The sequence below is a fragment of the Stenotrophomonas sp. YIM B13575 genome (assembly GCF_042787595.1).
Lineage (GTDB): Bacteria > Pseudomonadota > Gammaproteobacteria > Xanthomonadales > Xanthomonadaceae > Stenotrophomonas > Stenotrophomonas lactitubi_B.
Genome location: NZ_JBHZOP010000050.1, coordinates 79,259 through 97,398, shown reverse-complemented (window position 1 = coordinate 97,398; position 18,140 = coordinate 79,259). Strand labels below are relative to the sequence as shown.

The 18,140-nt window shown below is 60.1% G+C and carries 14 protein-coding genes and 1 pseudogene; 5 read left to right on the top strand and 10 right to left on the bottom strand.

Annotation, left to right across the window (positions count from 1 at the left end; genetic code table 11):
- Positions 1–254: 254 nt before the first annotated feature.
- Positions 255–1,160, bottom strand: a complete 906-nt coding sequence (locus ACFX4F_RS09695; RefSeq protein ID WP_049465655.1) for an aspartyl/asparaginyl beta-hydroxylase domain-containing protein — start codon at positions 1,158–1,160, stop codon at positions 255–257.
- A gap of 441 nt (positions 1,161–1,601) precedes the next feature.
- Between ACFX4F_RS09695 and ACFX4F_RS09690 the strand changes: the two genes are divergently transcribed.
- Complete coding sequence (locus ACFX4F_RS09690) at positions 1,602–2,261, top strand: RIO1 family regulatory kinase/ATPase (RefSeq protein WP_236508963.1); 660 nt, start codon at positions 1,602–1,604, stop codon at positions 2,259–2,261.
- Between the two features lie 145 nt (positions 2,262–2,406).
- Here ACFX4F_RS09690 and ACFX4F_RS09685 read toward each other — a convergent pair whose 3' ends face one another.
- On the bottom strand, positions 2,407–2,745 hold the full coding sequence (locus ACFX4F_RS09685; RefSeq protein ID WP_032977217.1) for a P-II family nitrogen regulator: 339 nt from the start codon (positions 2,743–2,745) through the stop codon (positions 2,407–2,409).
- Positions 2,746–2,903: 158 nt separating this feature from the next.
- Between ACFX4F_RS09685 and ACFX4F_RS09680 the strand changes: the two genes are divergently transcribed.
- Both ACFX4F_RS09680 and arr (ACFX4F_RS09675) read left to right on the top strand, forming a co-directional pair.
- Positions 2,904–3,155, top strand: a complete 252-nt coding sequence (locus ACFX4F_RS09680; RefSeq protein WP_380654616.1) for an accessory factor UbiK family protein — start codon at positions 2,904–2,906, stop codon at positions 3,153–3,155.
- Positions 3,156–3,290: 135 nt separating this feature from the next.
- Positions 3,291–3,726, top strand: a pseudogene (arr, locus tag ACFX4F_RS09675) (NAD(+)--rifampin ADP-ribosyltransferase).
- Between the two features lie 245 nt (positions 3,727–3,971).
- On the opposite strand, the gene ACFX4F_RS09670 reads toward arr (ACFX4F_RS09675), so the two are convergent.
- From ACFX4F_RS09670 to ACFX4F_RS09660, 3 genes are read right to left on the bottom strand one after another with little or no spacing between them, the layout of a single operon-like run.
- Positions 3,972–4,412, bottom strand: a complete 441-nt coding sequence (locus ACFX4F_RS09670) for a hypothetical protein (RefSeq protein WP_133119598.1) — start codon at positions 4,410–4,412, stop codon at positions 3,972–3,974.
- A complete protein-coding gene (locus ACFX4F_RS09665; RefSeq protein ID WP_380654612.1) occupies positions 4,409–8,254 on the bottom strand; it encodes an RHS repeat domain-containing protein in 3,846 nt (1,281 codons plus the stop codon). Before ACFX4F_RS09665 ends, ACFX4F_RS09670 begins: the two co-directional genes overlap by 4 nt.
- A complete protein-coding gene (locus ACFX4F_RS09660) occupies positions 8,254–10,692 on the bottom strand; it encodes an RHS repeat protein (protein WP_108724212.1) in 2,439 nt (812 codons plus the stop codon). Before ACFX4F_RS09660 ends, ACFX4F_RS09665 begins: the two co-directional genes overlap by 1 nt.
- Before the next feature lie 157 nt (positions 10,693–10,849).
- On the opposite strand from ACFX4F_RS09660, the gene ACFX4F_RS09655 reads away from it, so the two are divergent.
- Positions 10,850–11,101: an accessory factor UbiK family protein gene (locus ACFX4F_RS09655; protein ID WP_089237467.1), complete on the top strand. Its 252-nt coding sequence runs from the start codon at positions 10,850–10,852 to the stop codon at positions 11,099–11,101.
- A 126-nt stretch (positions 11,102–11,227) separates the two neighbouring features.
- On the top strand, positions 11,228–11,662 hold the full coding sequence (gene arr / locus ACFX4F_RS09650; RefSeq protein ID WP_380654608.1) for an NAD(+)--rifampin ADP-ribosyltransferase: 435 nt from the start codon (positions 11,228–11,230) through the stop codon (positions 11,660–11,662).
- A 175-nt stretch (positions 11,663–11,837) separates the two neighbouring features.
- Here arr (ACFX4F_RS09650) and ACFX4F_RS09645 read toward each other — a convergent pair whose 3' ends face one another.
- The 5 genes from ACFX4F_RS09645 to ACFX4F_RS09625 all read right to left on the bottom strand — a co-directional run bounded on the left by ACFX4F_RS09645 (position 11,838) and on the right by ACFX4F_RS09625 (position 18,118).
- Positions 11,838–12,080 carry a hypothetical protein gene (locus tag ACFX4F_RS09645; RefSeq protein WP_380654605.1) on the bottom strand — a complete coding sequence of 81 codons (243 nt, stop codon included), beginning with the start codon at positions 12,078–12,080 and terminating at the stop codon, positions 11,838–11,840.
- An 826-nt stretch (positions 12,081–12,906) separates the two neighbouring features.
- The gene (locus ACFX4F_RS09640; RefSeq protein ID WP_380654602.1) at positions 12,907–13,332 is read right to left on the bottom strand and encodes a hypothetical protein; all 426 of its coding nucleotides are present in this window, start codon (positions 13,330–13,332) and stop codon (positions 12,907–12,909) included.
- A 105-nt stretch (positions 13,333–13,437) separates the two neighbouring features.
- Entirely contained in the window at positions 13,438–13,860 is a 423-nt protein-coding gene (locus tag ACFX4F_RS09635; RefSeq protein ID WP_380654599.1) for a hypothetical protein, read from the bottom strand.
- Positions 13,861–14,427: 567 nt separating this feature from the next.
- Positions 14,428–16,902, bottom strand: coding sequence for an AAA family ATPase (locus ACFX4F_RS09630; protein ID WP_380654596.1), 2,475 nt, complete (start codon positions 16,900–16,902; stop codon positions 14,428–14,430).
- 850 nt (positions 16,903–17,752) lie between these two features.
- Positions 17,753–18,118, bottom strand: a complete 366-nt coding sequence (locus ACFX4F_RS09625; protein ID WP_380654593.1) for a hypothetical protein — start codon at positions 18,116–18,118, stop codon at positions 17,753–17,755.
- Positions 18,119–18,140: the final 22 nt, after the last annotated feature.

Sequence of the window (18,140 nt, the reverse complement as noted above, 5' to 3'; positions counted from 1 at the left end):
GAGCCGAGCCCATGCTCGGCTGCTTCTGCGCGAAATGCAGCCGAGCATGGGCTCGGCTCTACAACAGAACGCGCAGGGCCCAAAAAACAAAAACCCGCGCTGGCGACAGCGCGGGTTTTTGCCTTCTGTAGAGCCGAGCCATGCTCGGCTGCTCTTCGGACAGGTTGCGGTAGACCAAGCCGAGCATAGGCTCGGCTCTACAACATGCCCCGTGGAATCCTGTAGAGCCGAGCCCACGCTCGGCTGTTTTTCCCTTACAGCGCCCAGATACCAGCGATCACCGCCACCACCAGGCCCCACTTGATCACCTGGTAGGCCACCACGCTGCGCTCGCGCAGGGCCTTGGCCTTCAGCCGCACCTTGTACACGCTGCCGAAGGCCTTGTTGACGCCACCGGTCGGGTCACCCGGCAGGTTCGGCGATGCCCCACCGGCCAGCAGCGTGGACGCCACCAGGCGGTTGAACAGGCCCGGCAGGCCGAAGCGCAGCGGGCGGGCGATATCGCAGAACAGGATCACCCGGTCATCGGGCGTCTCGTTGTGCGCATGGTGGATGTAGGTTTCGTCGAACATCATCCACTCGCCGTCGCGCCAGCTCTTCTTGATGCCGTCCACTTCGATGTAGCAGGCATCGTTGTTGGGCGTGGCCAGACCCAGGTGCAGGCGCAGCGAGCCGGCGAAGGGGTCGCGGTGCGGGCGCAGCTCACTGCCCGACGGCAGCTGCGCGAACATCGCTGCACGCACGTCCGGCAGCGATTCCAGCAGCGCGGTGGTCTTCGGGCACATCGCCTTCGCCGACGGGTGCGAGGGGCCGTACCACTTCAGGTAGAAGCGCTTCCAGCCGCGGCGGAAGAACGAATTGAAGCCGGCATCGTTGAACGTGCTGGAGGCAGCAATCGCCTGCGCATCGCGCAGCGCCAGTGCCTCGTCGCGGATCATCTGCCAGTTCTGCCGCAGCGGCTCCAGCTGCGGGAATTCCTTGCCCGGGTCCAGGAACGGCGTGGTCGGCACCTTCGAGAACATGTACATGACCACGTTGATCGGGGCCATGAAGCTGGAATGGTCCAGCAGCTGGCGCGACCAGCGCGCACGGACCTTGCCACGGAAGTGGATGTACAGCACGCAGGACACGAACAGCGCCGCAAGTACGATTTTGATGATCAAAACACTTTCCTCCAGCACACGCCGGACAGGGAAACAGGGCGATGCGGCCGCAGGGCCGGCATCAGTGGGGGAACGCGGCAGGAGACGGGGACGTGCCGGGTGGGTGCGGCCGTCGATGTCGCGTGTAACAGCTTATGGTCGGCAGGCCGTGCGCCGGGGTCAAGCCGGGCGTGCGCGACGCGCAGCGCGGCCGTGTGAGCGGCAACGCTCGTTCTCACAAGCTATTGAAATTAAATGCCTTTTAAAAAAGTGAGACAGAATTGTCCGAATGTATGTGACGAACTGTTCCAGCCACGACGCCGACATTTCTCCGACAAATCGTGGAATAGCGAACTCGCCGGTACTAAAATTGACTTAACGAAAGTTTAGCCAGTTCCCCCAGTCGTACCGGTTCGCTTGACGCTTCAGCGCCGCCCACCGGGTCGCCCGAGACCCCACATGATCCCTTCCATTACCCCCTCCCCGTCCTGCGGCGATGACGCCGTGGCGCCGCTGCTGCTCAAGCGCGGTGAACGCTTCCTCGCCCCCGATGTCTACCGCACCTGCCTGGACGGTCGTCCGGCGGTGGTGAAGGACTACTCCCGCTACCGTGGCACCCCGGTGTCGCCGATCGCCCGGCTGATGGTGCGCCGCGAGGCGCGCATGCTGGAGCGCCTGGGCGGCTGGAAGCACGCCCCGGCCCTGCTCGGCACCCTCGGTGGCCTGGCGCTGGGCATGGAATTCATCCCCGGCCAGACCCTGAGCACCGCGCAGGCGGTGGGCAATGAAGTGTTCGAACAGCTGCAGCACGCGATCACCCGCCTGCACGCCGCCGGCATCACCCACAACGACCTGCATGGCACCAACGTGGTGGTCAGCGCCGGTGTTCCGGTGCTGCTGGACTTCACCTCGGCCTGGCGCGTACCGCGCTGGCTGCGCCGCAACCCGCTGAGCCGGCAGCTGAGCCGCAGCGACATGAAGAATCTGCTGAAGATGCGCCAGCGCGTGACCGGCCAGGCGCCGAGTGCTGCGCAAGCGGCCATGGTGGCCGACCCCGGTTGGGTAGCGGCCGTGCGGCAGGGCTGGAAGCGGTTCTACAAGTGGGCGAAGCGCCGGTAGAGGTCGAGCTTGCTCGACCACTTCACCCGCTTTACCGGTTTACCTGTAGAGGTCGAGCTTGCTCGACCGCTTTTCTGTAGAGCCGAGCCCACGCTCGGCTGCTCTTTGCGCAAGCCGAGCGTGGGCTCGGCTCTACAAAAACGGCTTACAGCGCGTCCGCGTCCAGCTCACCGGTACGAATACGCACCACGCTGCCCAGGTCGTACACGAACACCTTGCCGTCGCCGATCTTGCCGGTGCCCGCCGCCTTCACGATGGCTTCCACCACCACCTCCACCTGATCGTCGGTCACCGCCACTTCCAGCTTCACCTTCGGCAGGAAGTCGACCACGTACTCGGCGCCGCGGTACAGCTCGGTATGGCCCTTCTGGCGACCGAAGCCCTTCACTTCCGTCACCGTGATCCCGGTAACCCCGCGCTCGGCCAGCGCTTCGCGCACGTCGTCGAGCTTGAACGGCTTGATCACCGCCATGACCATCTTCATCGTCTATCTCCTGTATTCCGGCGTGGAGGATAGCGCCTGAACGCGGCCGGTGCGAAACCCACAGCGCCTGTCCGGCGAGTGGGGGCCAGCAGTATCCTTACTGCCGAACAGCCGTGGCCGCGCCGGATGCGCAGGCCCACCACCCCACGGAGCACACCATGATCGACCTGAACCAAATCGATGACCTGGCCCGTCGCCTCAGCGACCTGGTGCCGCCGGGCCTGCGCGAATCGCGCGAGGAACTGCAGGCCACCTTCAAGAGCGCGCTGCAGGCGGGGCTGGCCAAGCTGGACCTGGTGACGCGCGAAGAGTTTGAAGTGCAGCGTGCGGTGTTGTTGAAGACCCGCGAGAAGCTTGATGCGCTGGAAACGACGGTGCGCGAGCTGGAAGGCCGCAGCAAGGCAGAATGAAAAAAGGAGGCGCGCCGCGCCTCCCACTTACAGAGTATTTCCCTGATGGGGCCTTGCCGCAAGGCCCGCCCGGCGCCCTAGACTCGCCGGCCTGTCGATCCGGCAGGACAGGTAGGACAGGTAGGGGCAGTGCCGATGGCACAGGACACCGAATGGACACCCGTTTCGCATGACACCTGCGATCAGGTTGCCGGGCCGTTCTACCACGGCACCCGCGCTGACCTCGCGGTGGGCGAACTGCTGAGCGCAGGGTTCCGGTCCAACTATCGCGACAGCGTGGTGATGAACCACATCTACTTCACCACGATTGCCAAGGGCGCGGGGTTGGCTGCGGAGATGGCCAAGGGTGAGGGGCGACCGCGTGTGTATGTGGTGGAGCCGACAGGGCCGTTTGAGGACGATCCGAATGTGACCAACAAGAAGTTTGCGGGGGAATCCGACGCGGTCGTATCGGAGTGCGGAGCCGTTGCGGGTTGTTGGTGAGATTGCGGAGTGGGAGCACTACGACGCTGAGTTCGTTCGGCAGTTGAGGGAGTTCGTTGCTTCGGGGAGCGCGGAGATCATCAATTGATGGGGGGCAGGCGCTGACGCGGCATTTCGGGGGACTCTGCCGTAGGGACTTAAGCTGGTAACACCTAGCCGGGCACGTGCCGAATCCTTCCAAATGCCTGCACGAAAGGCAGTGGGCGCTGCACGCAACCGAGCGTTGAACATCACAAGCAGATGCGCTTCCGCTCACCATATAAGCGACGCTTAGAGGCAAGAACCCTCTCGCAATCGCAGGCCCAGTCGCGGCGGTTCTCGTGCACGAGATCATCAGCGACAGTAGTATGGCGAAACTGAAAAATGGAGTTCCTTTCGTCCTTCGCCTGCAAGCACCTTGGAGCCTGCAAATGCTTCATAGGAAATGAATCCTCTCAATGCACCGTGCGGTTCAACGCGGTGCTCCCCACAGCCCCCTGGGCAATAGGCGCTCATCAGCCCACTACGGGCCTGCAGCCGATCTCCTCCCGCCAGCACAAACGTGTCATCTCTGGCTACAGAAAAGCCACCTGTGGCGTCCGGCCAGCTCTCCTTTGAGACGCACAACGCGCGGTCGTCATTCGAGACGAGTGAAACATCAAAGCGGCGCTCTTCGGCCCTATCGACAACATCCACCCTATAATTTTCCGCGGCAGGGCGGATGATTCCATGCGAGCAGGAGCACAAGCCTCCTGCCAGAAAAACCACAAGGGAAAATCCAAATAAATTCTTCATCGGGCAAAGTCCATTAGATGATCTGGATTGGTCAGTCGCTGTGAACTGGGGAACTGCTCAAAGCTATCCCTCTCCGCCGGCGAGCCAAACTTGTATCCCTTCTCACCATTGAACAGCGTGTCTTTGTATCCAAACACAGCATGCGCGGTCTCATGCCCGGCCGCCCAAGCAAGAGTCGATTGGCTCCTGAACTCGGCATGACTTGTATTCACGATTACTTGTGCCGAACCACTCGTGGGGACAGCAGCCAATGTTCCGGCATTATTACCTCCGTACTTGGCATCAATTTGAGCGGTCGTCATTCCGTTGGCAGGAATCGCGCCCGCCCCGGTATCCCGGAGCGCAGCTGCCATGCTCGACATGTCAGACGCAACTTTTGTCATGTTCTCGACTGTACCGGAACCTTCGCCAAAGTTGCGCTCAAATGCTCGAGTAAGGCTTTTCAGACCCTTCCCACTCGACAGCGCGCCTGTAATTCTATCCGCCGCCTTCTCAAGGCTCTTGGCGGCACTCTGCTGCGCTTTGTCAAATCCTTTCCATTCCCTGTCTGAAAAACCAGAGCCACGGGAAAGTCTTCCGTCAGGGTCCCTGAATCGATACGGATTGTCATCCGCATACCAGTATCGATTGAATGCTCCAAGCGGACCTCCGTAGGCGGTTACTGGATCCACAGACAGGAACCTGCCCACCTGTGGATCGTAGTAGCGCTGCTGCATATAGGAGAGGCTGTTCTGACTGTCGCTGACATGACCCGCGTAGCCGATCCCGTCATTCAGTGGCCGATTCAGAAGCTCGCCATATGGATCATAAAAACTGCGCTCGACCACACTGCCCGAAGCGTCAGTAACTGCGACAGGTGAACCCAACAAATCCGGATGCGAGTACTTCAGAAGCGTTATTCCTTCCGGCCCTGATTCCAAAGTAGCAACAAGCATCGCACCTAAGTAAAGATACTCCCGAATTTTCCCATCGCGCTCGCTTTGCTGCCTACGAATCTTACCTTGGCTGTCATACATGGAAAGGATCGATCCGCTGCCCTGCAACCATGCCAGAACACGACGCCCATGACCGTCATAACGGTAGTTTTCCGGTCCTGGGGCTGAACGCAGTCGATTTCCCATGTCGAACACGAAGGCCTGCCCATTCCGCATCGAGAGATTTCCCTGTGCGTCATATGCCAGTCCCATCGTAGTCGCGCCGTCGCTCGACATCACGTTGGTCAGCCGGTTGGCACCATCATAGGCATAGAAATGATCCTTGCGGCCCAGCAGTCTGGCGCTCTTGATGTTGTCCAATACGTCATAGGCATAGCGGACAGTGCCATCGCCGCCAAAGGCGGCCGAAGCCGCCTGCGTAAGGCGACCGAGACCATCATAGGCCATCTGCCGGTTGCGACCGGAATCTATTGTGTCGAGAATCGAGTTCAGGTTGCCAACCGCATCGTAGCTGTAATTCAGGCCGATCACATTGGGCGATGCAGCGATGCGGGAGGGAAGCTGCCGGGTGTTGAGCACCTGCTCGAACTGAATGCCGTTGCCATATGTGAACATGCGAATGCTGCCATTTGCATGATACTCAGCGCCATTCACGTAACTGCCGACGCGGCTTGGCTGGCCCAGAGCATTCGGATCCAATGCAATGAACATACCACTCGGGTACTGGATGCCGGAACGCGATGCGTTGGCGTCGTAAGAATAGCCGAGCCCCCAAGTGAACCAGCCGGGCTGTGATGTGGATTCGCCCGTCATCAGCCTTCGCTTGTTGTAGCTGTACGCATTGGTAGTCTGGTTCGCCCCACCGTCGTTGAGCGTGACTATCTGAGTTGGAAGCCCATCTGCGGCGTAACTCCAAGTCTGGTTTCCATTCCCATCGGGGAACGTCAGCGTCGAAATCCTGTTACGCGCATCGTACGCCCGATCAATACGTCGCCCGGATCCTTGGGCCGCCGCCAGATCACAGTTGGCGGCATCCGGAAGGTTCAAACCACTGGCAGTCCAGAGAGTGTTGCCAGCGCCATCCTGGGCGATGACCGTAGCCCCAGACTCTGGCTCTATGGCCTTGCACAGTGCCCCGCCAGCGCCGTACACAAGCGTGCGTTGCAAGCGCACGCTGCCGTCTGCATTGCGACGTACGATCGCCGCCGGCCGCCCATAGCGATCCCGTGGAATATCGGTAAATTCCCCTTCGGGCGCGCTGATGGCAATTGCATCAGACTGCGCCGGTGTACCGAACGCAACGTACTGCACGCGGGTGGTATAGCCTCGCGGATCCACCGTGGTGCGTCGATTGCCCGCCTCGTAGGTGATGACGCTCGTTGCCACTCCGGACTCGGTATCCTGGGAAACCGATGTGGGGCGTCCCAATGCATCGTACTCGGTCCAAGTACCCTTCAATGGCGGCAGCGTTACGCGGGTGTTGGTATTGGCTGTAGCATCCCCAAATCGACCTACCCCTTCCTGGTTCATCCGCCACTGCAACGGGTACTGCCCGGCGACCGAAGGTGCGGTGATCGTAAATAGAAATTCGACAATGCCATTGGGCGGCACATCATAGGGCAGGGGAATACGCGCGGCGCTCCACACGGTATTGTCGGCAGGATTCTCGGTCGCCAGTGCGTATCCCGCTCCGCTGCTCCACGTCGTCTCGCCTGTGTTGCGGAAGCGCAGCCGCATCTGCATCGTGCTACCTGTCTCCATACCGATCGGGAAACCGCCCCCCTCTTCGGTTCGCGCGTTGTTCACAGGTGCCGTTACGCTCACCGCCACATTCGGCGTGGCGGGCCCAAACCAGCCCTTCCCATCAGCCCACATCTGCCGCTGGAAGTTATAGATCCCCGGCGCTGTAGGCGCTTGCATCGGCACTGGAATATCAACTGTTTCCCCAGGCGCTACCGCACGAGGGAGCGCAATGCGCGCGCTGCCCCAAAGTGTTGAATCGGTAGGGTTCTGGGCCCCCAACCAGTGGCTACCCGGATACCACGTGGTGTCGCCGGTGTTCTTCATGCTTACTACGGCGGATTGGCTTCCCGCAGTCTTCATTTCATTGGCTACGAATTGACTGTGGTACTCAGCGCCGTTGACCGGTTGCCAAATAAAGAAGCCGATCTGGCCTGAAGCAAGCCCAAACCAGTTCCCATTCCTGTGCATCTGGAATGCCACGCCATACCAGCCTCCATTGGCCGCGCCCGTGCTGGGAACTAGAGTGATGTTGAAGGTCGCTGTTGCTCCCGGCGGCACTGTTCCTGGGACGGATAGGCTTGAGGACTGCCAGTACGCCGGATTGTCGTTGGGCATGCTGAGTGCATATCCGCCTTCCGGCGTCCATGTAGTTTCCCCTGTATTCCTCATGGTGACCGTCGCCACGAACGGCTGGCCGGCCACCACGCGATTTGTTGACAGAGAGGCAGACACCATCTCGGCCGAGTTAACAGGTTCCGGAGGGGCATTGACAGTAATGACTACAGGCCCACTCTGCAGCGACCTGACAATCTCCTCTCCGTTGAGGTTGCGGATGCCCTGCGCCGTCAGCATGTACTGATACGTTCCTGGCGGCAGACCATGCACCGTGTACGCGCCATACGCGAAATTGGTAACCAGCGCGCCGTTCTGCGTCAGCCGGACGTTGTCGATGTACTCGGACTTGGGACCCGCATTGGTACTCCCGAACTCAACCGTCATGGTCACAGTTGCTGGAGCTGTATAGACGGTCTGCGCCGGGCCGGTCAGCCTGACCCAAGCCTGGGCGTGCACTGCTGGACTAAGCGCAAGCGCCATGATCAGCAGCAGCAATGCGCCAAACCAGCGCGACTGAATGCCCGATTCCATCATCGTCGGAATTCGCATCAGGGCCCCTCCACGCGATATCGACCGGGATAGGACTGGAAGATCGTCCTGCCGGCGTGGTCATAGGATGTGATGACCTGCCGCAGCGTTGAACCGCGATTGGCCGTGTCGTACTCCTCGGTAAGTACAGGACGCATCAATGCGTCGTGCCACGTTATGCGCCGTGCATTGCCGATTGATTCCGTGCGACGCCAGTGCCCCGCTGCCAGCCCCCGTTCAGACCCTGTGGTCCGCAGGTAGTTGATGATCGAATCATTCCACGCCACGTTGTCGCCGCCGGGATACCGGATGAGCGCCAAGCGGCCGACCGCGTCGTAGCCGTAGGAAGTGGTCGCCGCGGTTTCGTCGGTTCTGCTCAACAGCCAACCGTTGTCGTCCACCGTGGCGGAGATGCTGGTGCCATCGGCGTACAGGATGCGCCGAGGCGTGCCCCGCTTGTAATCCTGCAGTTGCGTTGCGTTGCCGTTGCCATCAACCACCTGCGTGATGTTCCCCAACGGGTCATAGGCCAGCGTTTGCCTCAGCTTGCCGAACACCCATGTGGACTGCGGGAGGGACTGTGCATTGAACTCGGTGCGCTGTTGCTCCACACCGGTCTCGACATCTTCCACGCGTTCTTTCTGGCCCAAGGTCCAGCTTGCGAGATCGTCATGAAGTACAACCCTGTCTTTGGCCACGCCCAGGTCACTTCCACTGTAGGTCTGGACCGGCCTCGCAAAGAGGTCGAATAGATCCACCCGCTCGGTATATGCCGTGGCCTCGCGCGTGGTGACGACCTGCTTCTGCGGCTCGATGAGTCCTTCGGTTGGGGTCATGATGCTCAGCGATTGCCCCACCAGAGGAATGAACTGCCCAGCAGCCTCTTCCTTGCTCAGATACTGGTATTTCACGCCTTGAAGCGTCACACCCGCAGCATTGGCGGTTCGGGTCTCCAGCACCTTGCCTTCATCGACGCGCGGCCGCACGCCGAACAGATAGCTGGTGACGCTTCCGTCAGGCTCGGTCACCGTCGTCCAGCGACCCTCGGCTGAAAAGCCATCCTGGAAGCCGTAGGTGGTTGTCATTGATGGCAGGCCCGGCCCACTGATGGTCCGCTGCTGCAGGTTCCAGACACCGATATAGGGCGTCTGCTCAGGCGACGAGCACGGGCTGATGTCGGTAGCGCGGTAGAAGTAGCGATAGGCCAGTGAGTAGGTAGACACCGCACCCGCCGGATGACCAACCGCATAGCTGTAGGGGCCGTAGACGGTTCCCATACGAGGATCGCACTCGGAGCCCTCCGGCGTAGGTCCAAAATTGGGGGGGCGCAGCGTGCCGCTCGCGGTGTAGGTCCACCGCGTACCGTCGGGAAGCACCACGGCCGCCAGTCCACCATCGATACGCGAGCCAAGTACGCCGGGTTCACGGTACTGGTAGGTCCATGTTCGACCGTGGGCCGAGGCACTTGTAATGCGGTCGCCGGAGTAGCCAAGGGTGATGGCACGTCCGTCACTGCTGGTGATGGACGTCAGCTTGTCGCCGTTGTATCCATAATTGACCCAGTTGCCGAAACGATCCTCCACGCGCGTAGCCATGAAGAAGACATGGGTTCGTGACAGCGACCGGGTGGGTGCCAGTGGATTATCCTTGTAATTCATCCGGGTCATTTCGCGCGTCACGACCCAGTTGAGGTAGTACTTCGTCCCATCCGGCGTGACCGCCAGGAACGCCTCGCCAGGCACTCCGTTCTCGGTCTGCGGCAAGCACCGGACGCGCACATTGCCGGCTGTCACCCATGGATAGCTCTGCGCGTCAGTGGGCATCGGGACGCCGGCTGATGCAACCAGCATCTGCGCGCTCCCTTGGCCGGGCAGATTCAGACCGTAGCCATTCCAGAACACGGTTTCCGGGTAGTAGGAAATGCCGCCATCGCCAATGTAGGGCCGCTTCTGCTGTGTGCAGCGCTGGAAGCGGCTCGCATCGTTGTCGGGCCCGACCACCCATCCGCGGGCGCTGAAAACACCCTCCAAGTGTGGAACGTCGACATCCCAATCGTAGAAGCCGGCAAGGTCGCCAGGCTTGCTGTCCTGATACAAATAGCGCTCACTGATGCTGCGCTTGCGGCTCAGCGCCACAGGCGGTCCAGCGTTGCCCGGGATGGCGATGTCTGTGACCGAAAAGCTCAACTGCCCGTTGAACAGAGAAATGCTCTCGCCGAAGGCACCTGCATCAAGCTTCCCAAGCTGCTGGGCCTTGCCAACGCGATTGGCGTATTCGGACTCGGCCTCCACGAATTCCTGCGCCGAAGCCGACGTTGCAGCAAAGCACAGCAACACTGGAGCGAGCCGCCACCCATTGCATCCCATGATGTCCCCCTGGCGAGAATGAACAATCCGTTCATACAGCGCTGCCGATTTTGCACGGTCACCCGCTCTCACACTCGTCAGAAAAACCCGCATTGCCCTGTAGGCTTTTTCTTAACGGGCCCGACCAGCCCCTACGTTTGTGCTCGAAAAGTGCGACCGAATGGTCTCAGGATGCCGTCACAGGGTTTCGCGATCGGTTTAACTTGGCGGGCTGAAGACCGAACCGGCTGTTACCTCACGGAGCCCCCCCATGATCGACCTGAACCAAATCGATGACCTCGCCCGTCGCCTCAGCGACCTGGTGCCGCCGGGCCTGCGCGAATCGCGCGAGGAACTACAGGCCACCTTCAAGAGCGCGCTGCAGGCGGGGCTGGCCAAGCTGGACCTGGTGACGCGCGAAGAGTTTGAAGTGCAGCGTGCGGTGTTGTTGAAGACCCGCGAGAAGTTGGATGCGCTGGAAACGGCGGTGCGCGAGCTTGAAGGCCGCAGCAAGGCAGAATGAAAAAAGGAGGCGCACCGCGCCTCCCACTTACAGAGTATTTCCCTGATGGGGCCTTGCCGCAAGGCCCGCCCGGCGCTCTAGACTCGCCGGCCTGTCGATCCGGCAGGACAGGTAGGGGCAGTGCCGATGGCACAGGACACCGAATGGACACCCGTTTCGCATGACACCTGCGACCAGGTTGCCGGGCCGTTCTATCACGGCACCCGCGCTGATCTCGCGGTGGGCGAACTGCTGAGAGCGGGATTCCGCTCCAACTACCGCGACAGCGTGGTGATGAACCACATCTACTTCACGACGATTGCCAAGGGCGCCGGGCTGGCTGCGGAGATGGCCCGAGGTGAGGGGCGACCGCGCGTGTATGTGGTGGAGCCGACCGGCCCGTTTGAGGACGATCCGAATGTCACCAACAAGAAGTTTGCGGGGAATCCGACGCGGTCGTATCGGAGTGCGGAGCCGTTGCGGGTTGTTGGGGAGATTACGGAGTGGGAGGCCTACGACGCGGAGTTCGTTCGGCAGTTGAGGGCGTTTGTTGCGTCGGGTAGTGGGGAGATCATCAACTGATGGAGGGGAAGGCTCCTGCTTTGGCTGACGGACGAGCAATGCAGCAGCTTTTCAGACGATGTCCGCTCTCGGCCAGAAGCGGACGTTCGACGCCTGAATTAAGCCGACCCGCGGAGCGGGTTCGGCTTGAATGAATTGTTAGCTGCCGTACCGTAGCAAACGACAGCCATTACGACTACTTAGCGCCATCCGTGTCGCAACGTTCTAGCCAGACGGCGACGCCAGGAAATTGAAACCTCTTGTGTTCCTGATGAGAAACGATGTCACCTTTGGCGGTTTTATAGCGCCGATCAGCCAGTATCTTGCGAGGAATGCCGCCCGCGACACTGTGCCTAAAAACCGTGTACTCGTGAATCGTATGTCGCGTGTCGCCATCGCATACGTCAAAGGTATCTGTGTGTTCTACGGTCTGCGTCATGCGTTTCCTTGAAGTCATAGTTGCGATGATGTGATGGAGGAAGCTAACTCCGGAATTAAGCAGACTCGCGAAGCGAGTTCGGCGTTAATGAACTGTTAGGCGCCATCACTCGCACGCCTCACTGGGGGAAAGATAAGAAACAGCTTTATCAAGGCGCTGCTTTAAGCAGGAGCCGTGAGCGCTGAGGGATTAAATCGCGTCTCCAGTGAGCGGCCGCGAGATTGGCTGCAAGACCTGCTCTATGCATGCCCCACAAAAACAGTAGTGATGATCGCCGCATACGAGATCAGACCAAATTTGGTACATCAGGCCCCTTCCCGTGACGCGCAGCTCTGGAATTAAGCCGACCCGCGAAGCAGGTTCGGCTTGAATGAACTGCTAGGCGCCACGCACGGCAAAAATGTTTTTGTCATAGAACTCAATCTCTTGGTCAAGCCCTAGTCCGTTGAGCTCGGTGGCCTTACTTGGCTCGAATCCATAGATTGTTCCCCTATAGTGGTCTGGACCAAGTATCGAGACGTTCCGCACTAGAACGTCTTGATCACCAGAGCGAAGTGTTAGATCGTCGCCCTCCACAACTGGGTGCCTGATGAGCGTGCCACCAGTGTAGAACACACTCTCGTTTGGACCTCTTTCGGCGAACATAACCTCTCCAGTGGCGCCCAACTGCCTATTAAATGAACCCTAGGGTCCGGTTACACGCTTTATCCAAAGCGACCAGCCGGAGCCGCATCCTATCGATTCGGCTCGATCTTAGGTGGCCAGAGCAAGATCAACAAGCGGCGCAAAGCCGGACCCGACTGGGCAACTTCAGCTTCGCTTGTACTTAGTCCTCAGCCAGGAAGGCGATCACGATGCCTCGTAGAGGCTGTGTCACCACCAATACGTCGCAGAAAGTCCAGTCGTCGATTGCGAAATCGGCCCATTGGTAATCGGCAGGCCCAATGCTCGCAACGAGTTCGGCCGCGACAGACCTCGATCGTTGCGGGTCAGGCCCATATATTCCGTGAAGGAGGTCTTTGAAGTGCCTGTGGCCAAGCCAACAGCTTGCCTCGCCTTCAACGAGCCGCTGAAACCTGCTTCTTTCGCCTAGTGGTCGCAAGGAATGCCCGTTGGCTTCGGCCCATTCCGACAGGAGGACTTCCCGCGCTTCGTCACCCACTACATCCACTTCCAAGCCAAGGACCAGGAACTCTGCGACGTTGTTTGCCTCTGCGGTGAACTGGGTTAGCTGTTCAAAGATCTTTCCCATGATTCTACGCTGTCCTCAAGTGTACGATTTAGGTCAGAAGCCGCCATTCCCCGCCCCGCCGATGTCAGCGTTCGGCCATGAGCGGTAGTTCGCACCAGAGCAGCCTCAATCCTCGTCCATGCACCAGACGCATCCAACTGCCTGATCGGACACGACCAATACACCAGTGTCGAACGTTGCTGACGTGACTGGAGTCCAGCCAACACCAAGTGCCCCCATTGAGCGCCCCCACTCACCATTTGTGAAGAAGCGCGCATCGCTGCCAGCGAACGCCGCTACGAACTCTCCCGAAAGCTCACGGTCGAGGGAAAAAGGCATGATCTGGGTGTTGTAGGCCATGTCCCTATAAAGGACGTTCTCTATGACCTTGGCCGCCTCGACAGCATCAATCTCTTCGTAGCACTCCGGTGAGTCCAACAGCCCAAAACTGCTCGCAACGTCGGTTACGGTTGCTGAAGCAGCACCAGGAAGTATCCCGGCGATAGTGTCCTGTCCTCGCTCCTGCTTGATGCGCTCGGCGATGTCCAAAGCTTTCCCCGGCTACCTGATCGATATGACTTGTGGCTCAAAGAACGTTCGCAATGAGTCGGTAGCCGAGATTTCCATCCTTCCCGGCGGCCGGACTCGGCCCGGTGTCCGCTTCCGGCCAAAAGCGGACATGGTCACCAACGACAAAGGTGTCGGCTCCGACTATCACGAGACCCGGTTCTGCTGCATAAGACCAGCCCCGACGCCCTGTTAGGAAGTGACAAATCGGCGCCTGCCACGCTCAAACGCAGTACGCGGCTGGCCAAAAATTCGTAGGTCTTGGAATAGTAAAAATCTACGTCTGAAAGACGGATCAGGATCGCCAAGCTCCCCTCTCCCATCAGCTCATACGCCCGAAGCAGCAATTCCCAGACCGTCCGTAACCCAACAGTCACTTCCCCACTCCGAATCGGCAGGATTAGACCCCAAGGACTCGCATAGTGTGCTCCCCAATGAGTTGTCTAATCACCCGAGTGGACAGGCAGCCCTGATCGGAGTCCGCGGCCGGCGGCTAACCGAACTGGTCCCGCCTGCGCACAAGCCCCCTTGCCCAGCCGTGCCAACGCCCTACGTCGGTTCAGGCGCGTTGTCGGCCGACGCCTCGCGACGGCTGATGCGGTTTCTCAGCGAGCTGATCATGGCTGCATACTTCTCGGCTTCCTTTCGGTTCTTCTCGTAGTAGAAATCCTTGGTCTTCGCGGTGCGCAGCGCGAGTTCGATGAATTGTTCCGCCTCTCGCAGCAGTCGTCCGCTCGAGCGCGCGTACGGCTGGCGAGCGACGGAGTGATACCGCGCGATTGCGCGCCTCAGCATGCAGAGGGCGGGCGTCTTCCCCAACTCCTCGGCACGTGCGATGGACCTGTCGCCAGCACCGATCTGACCTAGCTTGTAGAGGATGAGGCCAAGCGTCAGATGTGCATCGGCGTTCTTTGGGTCAAGCTCTATGGCTGCCTGAGCCACTGGCAGCGCTCCCGAGGTGTCACGTAACGTACGAAAGAGGAACGAGGCGTAACGCTCGCGTAGCGCCGCATTGAGAGGCTCATCCTGCAAGGCCAACTCGAACAGCTCGCGGGCGCCTTTGTGGTCCTTCTTGAAGGTAGCGATCTTTGCCGCCTTCGCAAACTCGCTCCGGAACGCATCCGCCACACGATCGCGGCGGTAGCTCTTCGCAATTTCGAAGCGTTCCGTCGCGAGCTTGTCAACCCGAGTGGCAATCTTCTCAAGCTTTTCCGACTCATGGGGGACCAGGCGTTTCTTCTTCTGCCGGAAGAACTCCTTCGCCAACTCGACGATTTCCATATCGTAGACCTCTCCATGATCCACGACCGTGGCAAAGTAGGTTTCGGCCAGACTGGCTTGGAACTCCGCATGCTGCACGCCGATCTCCCGACACACGTCGCCAACCGACTTCCCGTCTACCGGCGTGACCAGCAGCACGAGCGTCATGAAGACATCCTGGACGGCCGCGGGCATACGCTGCCACGCATCCTCGTACAGAAATTCGAGGAGCTCATCGTTGGTCTTGCGCAAAATTTGGTCCAAACCCTCCTGAACGCTCGACGAAGACCGCGCGATGTAGCGCACGAGTGTGTCGATCAATAGCGGCTTGTACATCAGCTGCTCGCACGCACGGCGCAACTTGGCGTCGCCCGCTTGCTGGACCGCGATGGCTCCGTATGCAGCGCCAAGCCGCTGGATGAGCGTGAGCGCTTCTGCCTCCGACAGCTGCGCGACGGGCACGGGCTCTGCAGCCAGAAGCTCCCGGCGCCGCGAGGTGATAACGACCCGTCCGATGGACTTTGCCACCTGCTTGAGGAAATCGCCTAGCGCCTCCGCGTCAGCGGTCGAGATGGCCAGCGTTTCGGTATTGTCGATGATCAGCAGGACGTCGCCGCGAGAGAACCCTTCGGCCTTGAGCTCCCCAGCAGCCTTGTCCACCAGCGCCCGGCCCTGTGCACGGTACCAGTCCCGGCCTAAAACGGGACCCAAGCAGTACATTAGCTCCCGGACACTGTCCTCCATCGCTTCGGACATGCCCTTGATGTGAATCAGACCGTCTTCGGACCACCGCGTCCGCTTGGCGGTGTAGTAACTGACGATCGAGGGCGCGGGCGCCTTAGTCTCCGCGTCACCCTCGATGAGGGAATTAAAAAATTCAAGTACTAGTGTTGTCTTGCCGAAGCCACCATCGCCAAACACGAGGCACGGACGGTAGTCTGCTGTTTCGTCGAACCATTCGACGAGCTTTTCGAGCTCTCGTTTGCGTCCAACGAACGTCGATGTCTGTCGTCCCGGGATGTTGTGCAGCACGAGTTTGGGCCCGTTGCTCGATGGAACCTCCGTCCAGCGAAACTTTTCAGGCCTCACGCCGCCGTCGGTCGCAAAAACATTGGTTGCGGGAAGATCTACCGTGAGGACGCGGGCGTTGTCGAGCGACAGAAGTTGCGCGTGGAGTTTCCAAAGGCCTTTGCTGGGTCCAATCTTCGACACGACAATCGGGTGGGCATCGATCACTAGCGGCGTTGAAATCCTCACGTCAACATCGCCGACGCGAACCTGCAAGCCGGTGCTGTCATTTCTGGGCAACACACCCGCACCCTCGGTCAGCAGGCGCCTGATCAGCGCCTCGATCTTCTGTGACCAAAGGGCGGCGGTGGGCGCGTCCACCACCCCGTGCCCCAGGCGGTGGTTGCGGAATCGAACCCATTCGTTCAGTGCGACCACCAACGAGGGATCGCCGGCGTTCGTGGTCTCGAACCAGCCCCGGAAGTACTGCCGCGACACCAGGCCTCGAATCGCGGGAACGAGGTGGTCGAGGACCTCGATCGGCAAACCATCCGACGGCTGACTGAAACGGTCAAGATAGCCGTCCAGCTCTATGTCGTGTTCCGTCGCGGGCGCAGCTTGGCGGACAATCTCGATCGCGCAAATTGCTGCGCTTTGCAGCAGCGACCTAAGGATCGCGGACAAGTGCGTCAAGGATGCGACGTTCGAGTCGAGGCCGCAGGCAAGCTCAAGTTGTGAGTGATAGAGGCTCTGCATTTCGCATCATCAGAGGTTAGGGTGCGCGGGCACTGCCGGGACATCCGGTCAGTCTATGACCATATGGACTACCGGCTCACACCGTAGCGCACCCGAGCACCGCGAACAACGAGCCCGACAAGTGGCCGAGCCGCTGCCGCAGACGCGGACTATTGCGGTGCTGGATGGAGACGTAGCGCGTCACGATAGGTATCCCGCAGTAGCTGCGATCGGGCCGGCGCCAACGGCCGCCGCGACTCGTATATCGGTCCGCCGACGACTTTGAGTCGCCAACAATTCTAAGCACCGCGTGTCCACCCTTTCAAAGGAAGTCCCCGCCGCTTCGCGGTGCGGCTCAAGTCAGGTATTGGCACCGAAGTCCGCTTTGGGTCGAAAGCGAAGAGTAGCACCGGACCGGGCGCCGACGCAGTGCTGATGTCTGCTTCCGGCCAGAAGCGGACGTTGGTTGTCGGCTACCACGTGCCGACCAAGAGATGAGAAGGAAGCTCCTCTAGCGCACCCTGCGGTGCATCCACTTCCCAATACACGAAGCAACAACCGCACCCCTCAAAGTTTTCGGGGCAGGTAGCCATGTTGTCTCGCCAGCGTTCCAACCATTGCTCGACAAGCTCCCACTCGGCATTGAACGTTGCCACGGATTCGGCGTCGTCACCCTTACCTAGCAGGACACTTATGACAGCTCGCGGCATCGGAGGACAATGTCTGCTTGTGGTCGAAAGCGGAGAATAGCACCGGACCGAGCGCCGACGCAGTGCTGATGTCTGCTTCCGGCCAGCAGCAGACGCTCCAACATCTCGGCCAGGCCCATCCATGGAGCGGCTTGGCCTTGAAAGAAGTATTGAGCCGGGTACTACTTGAGCATTTCCAACAAGTCCTTGTCTTCATGCCCATGCTCCCACGTAGAGAGAAAGCAGAAGCTCACGCCGCTTTGCACGGCAGCCTTCTGAAACACGGCCAGCTCTTCCTTCGTGATCGGATACTCAACCGGGTCAAAGTGCAAAAGCGCCCACGGCTTGAAGAATGAGAACCCAGGCAGGAGTTCCGAGAAGACTTCCTTCAGCTTAGGCTGGATGGTGGAGAAGTCCCTGACCGCCCCCGCGCGATTGCCAAGTGCATGGCACTGACGACGAACGGTTCTGTCTCCACCCACCGCACGCGCAATGAAGTGGTCCTGGCGCACTTGAACGTAAATCAGCTGGCGGCGAAAGAACCTCATCCCCATCTCAACGCCACCTGCT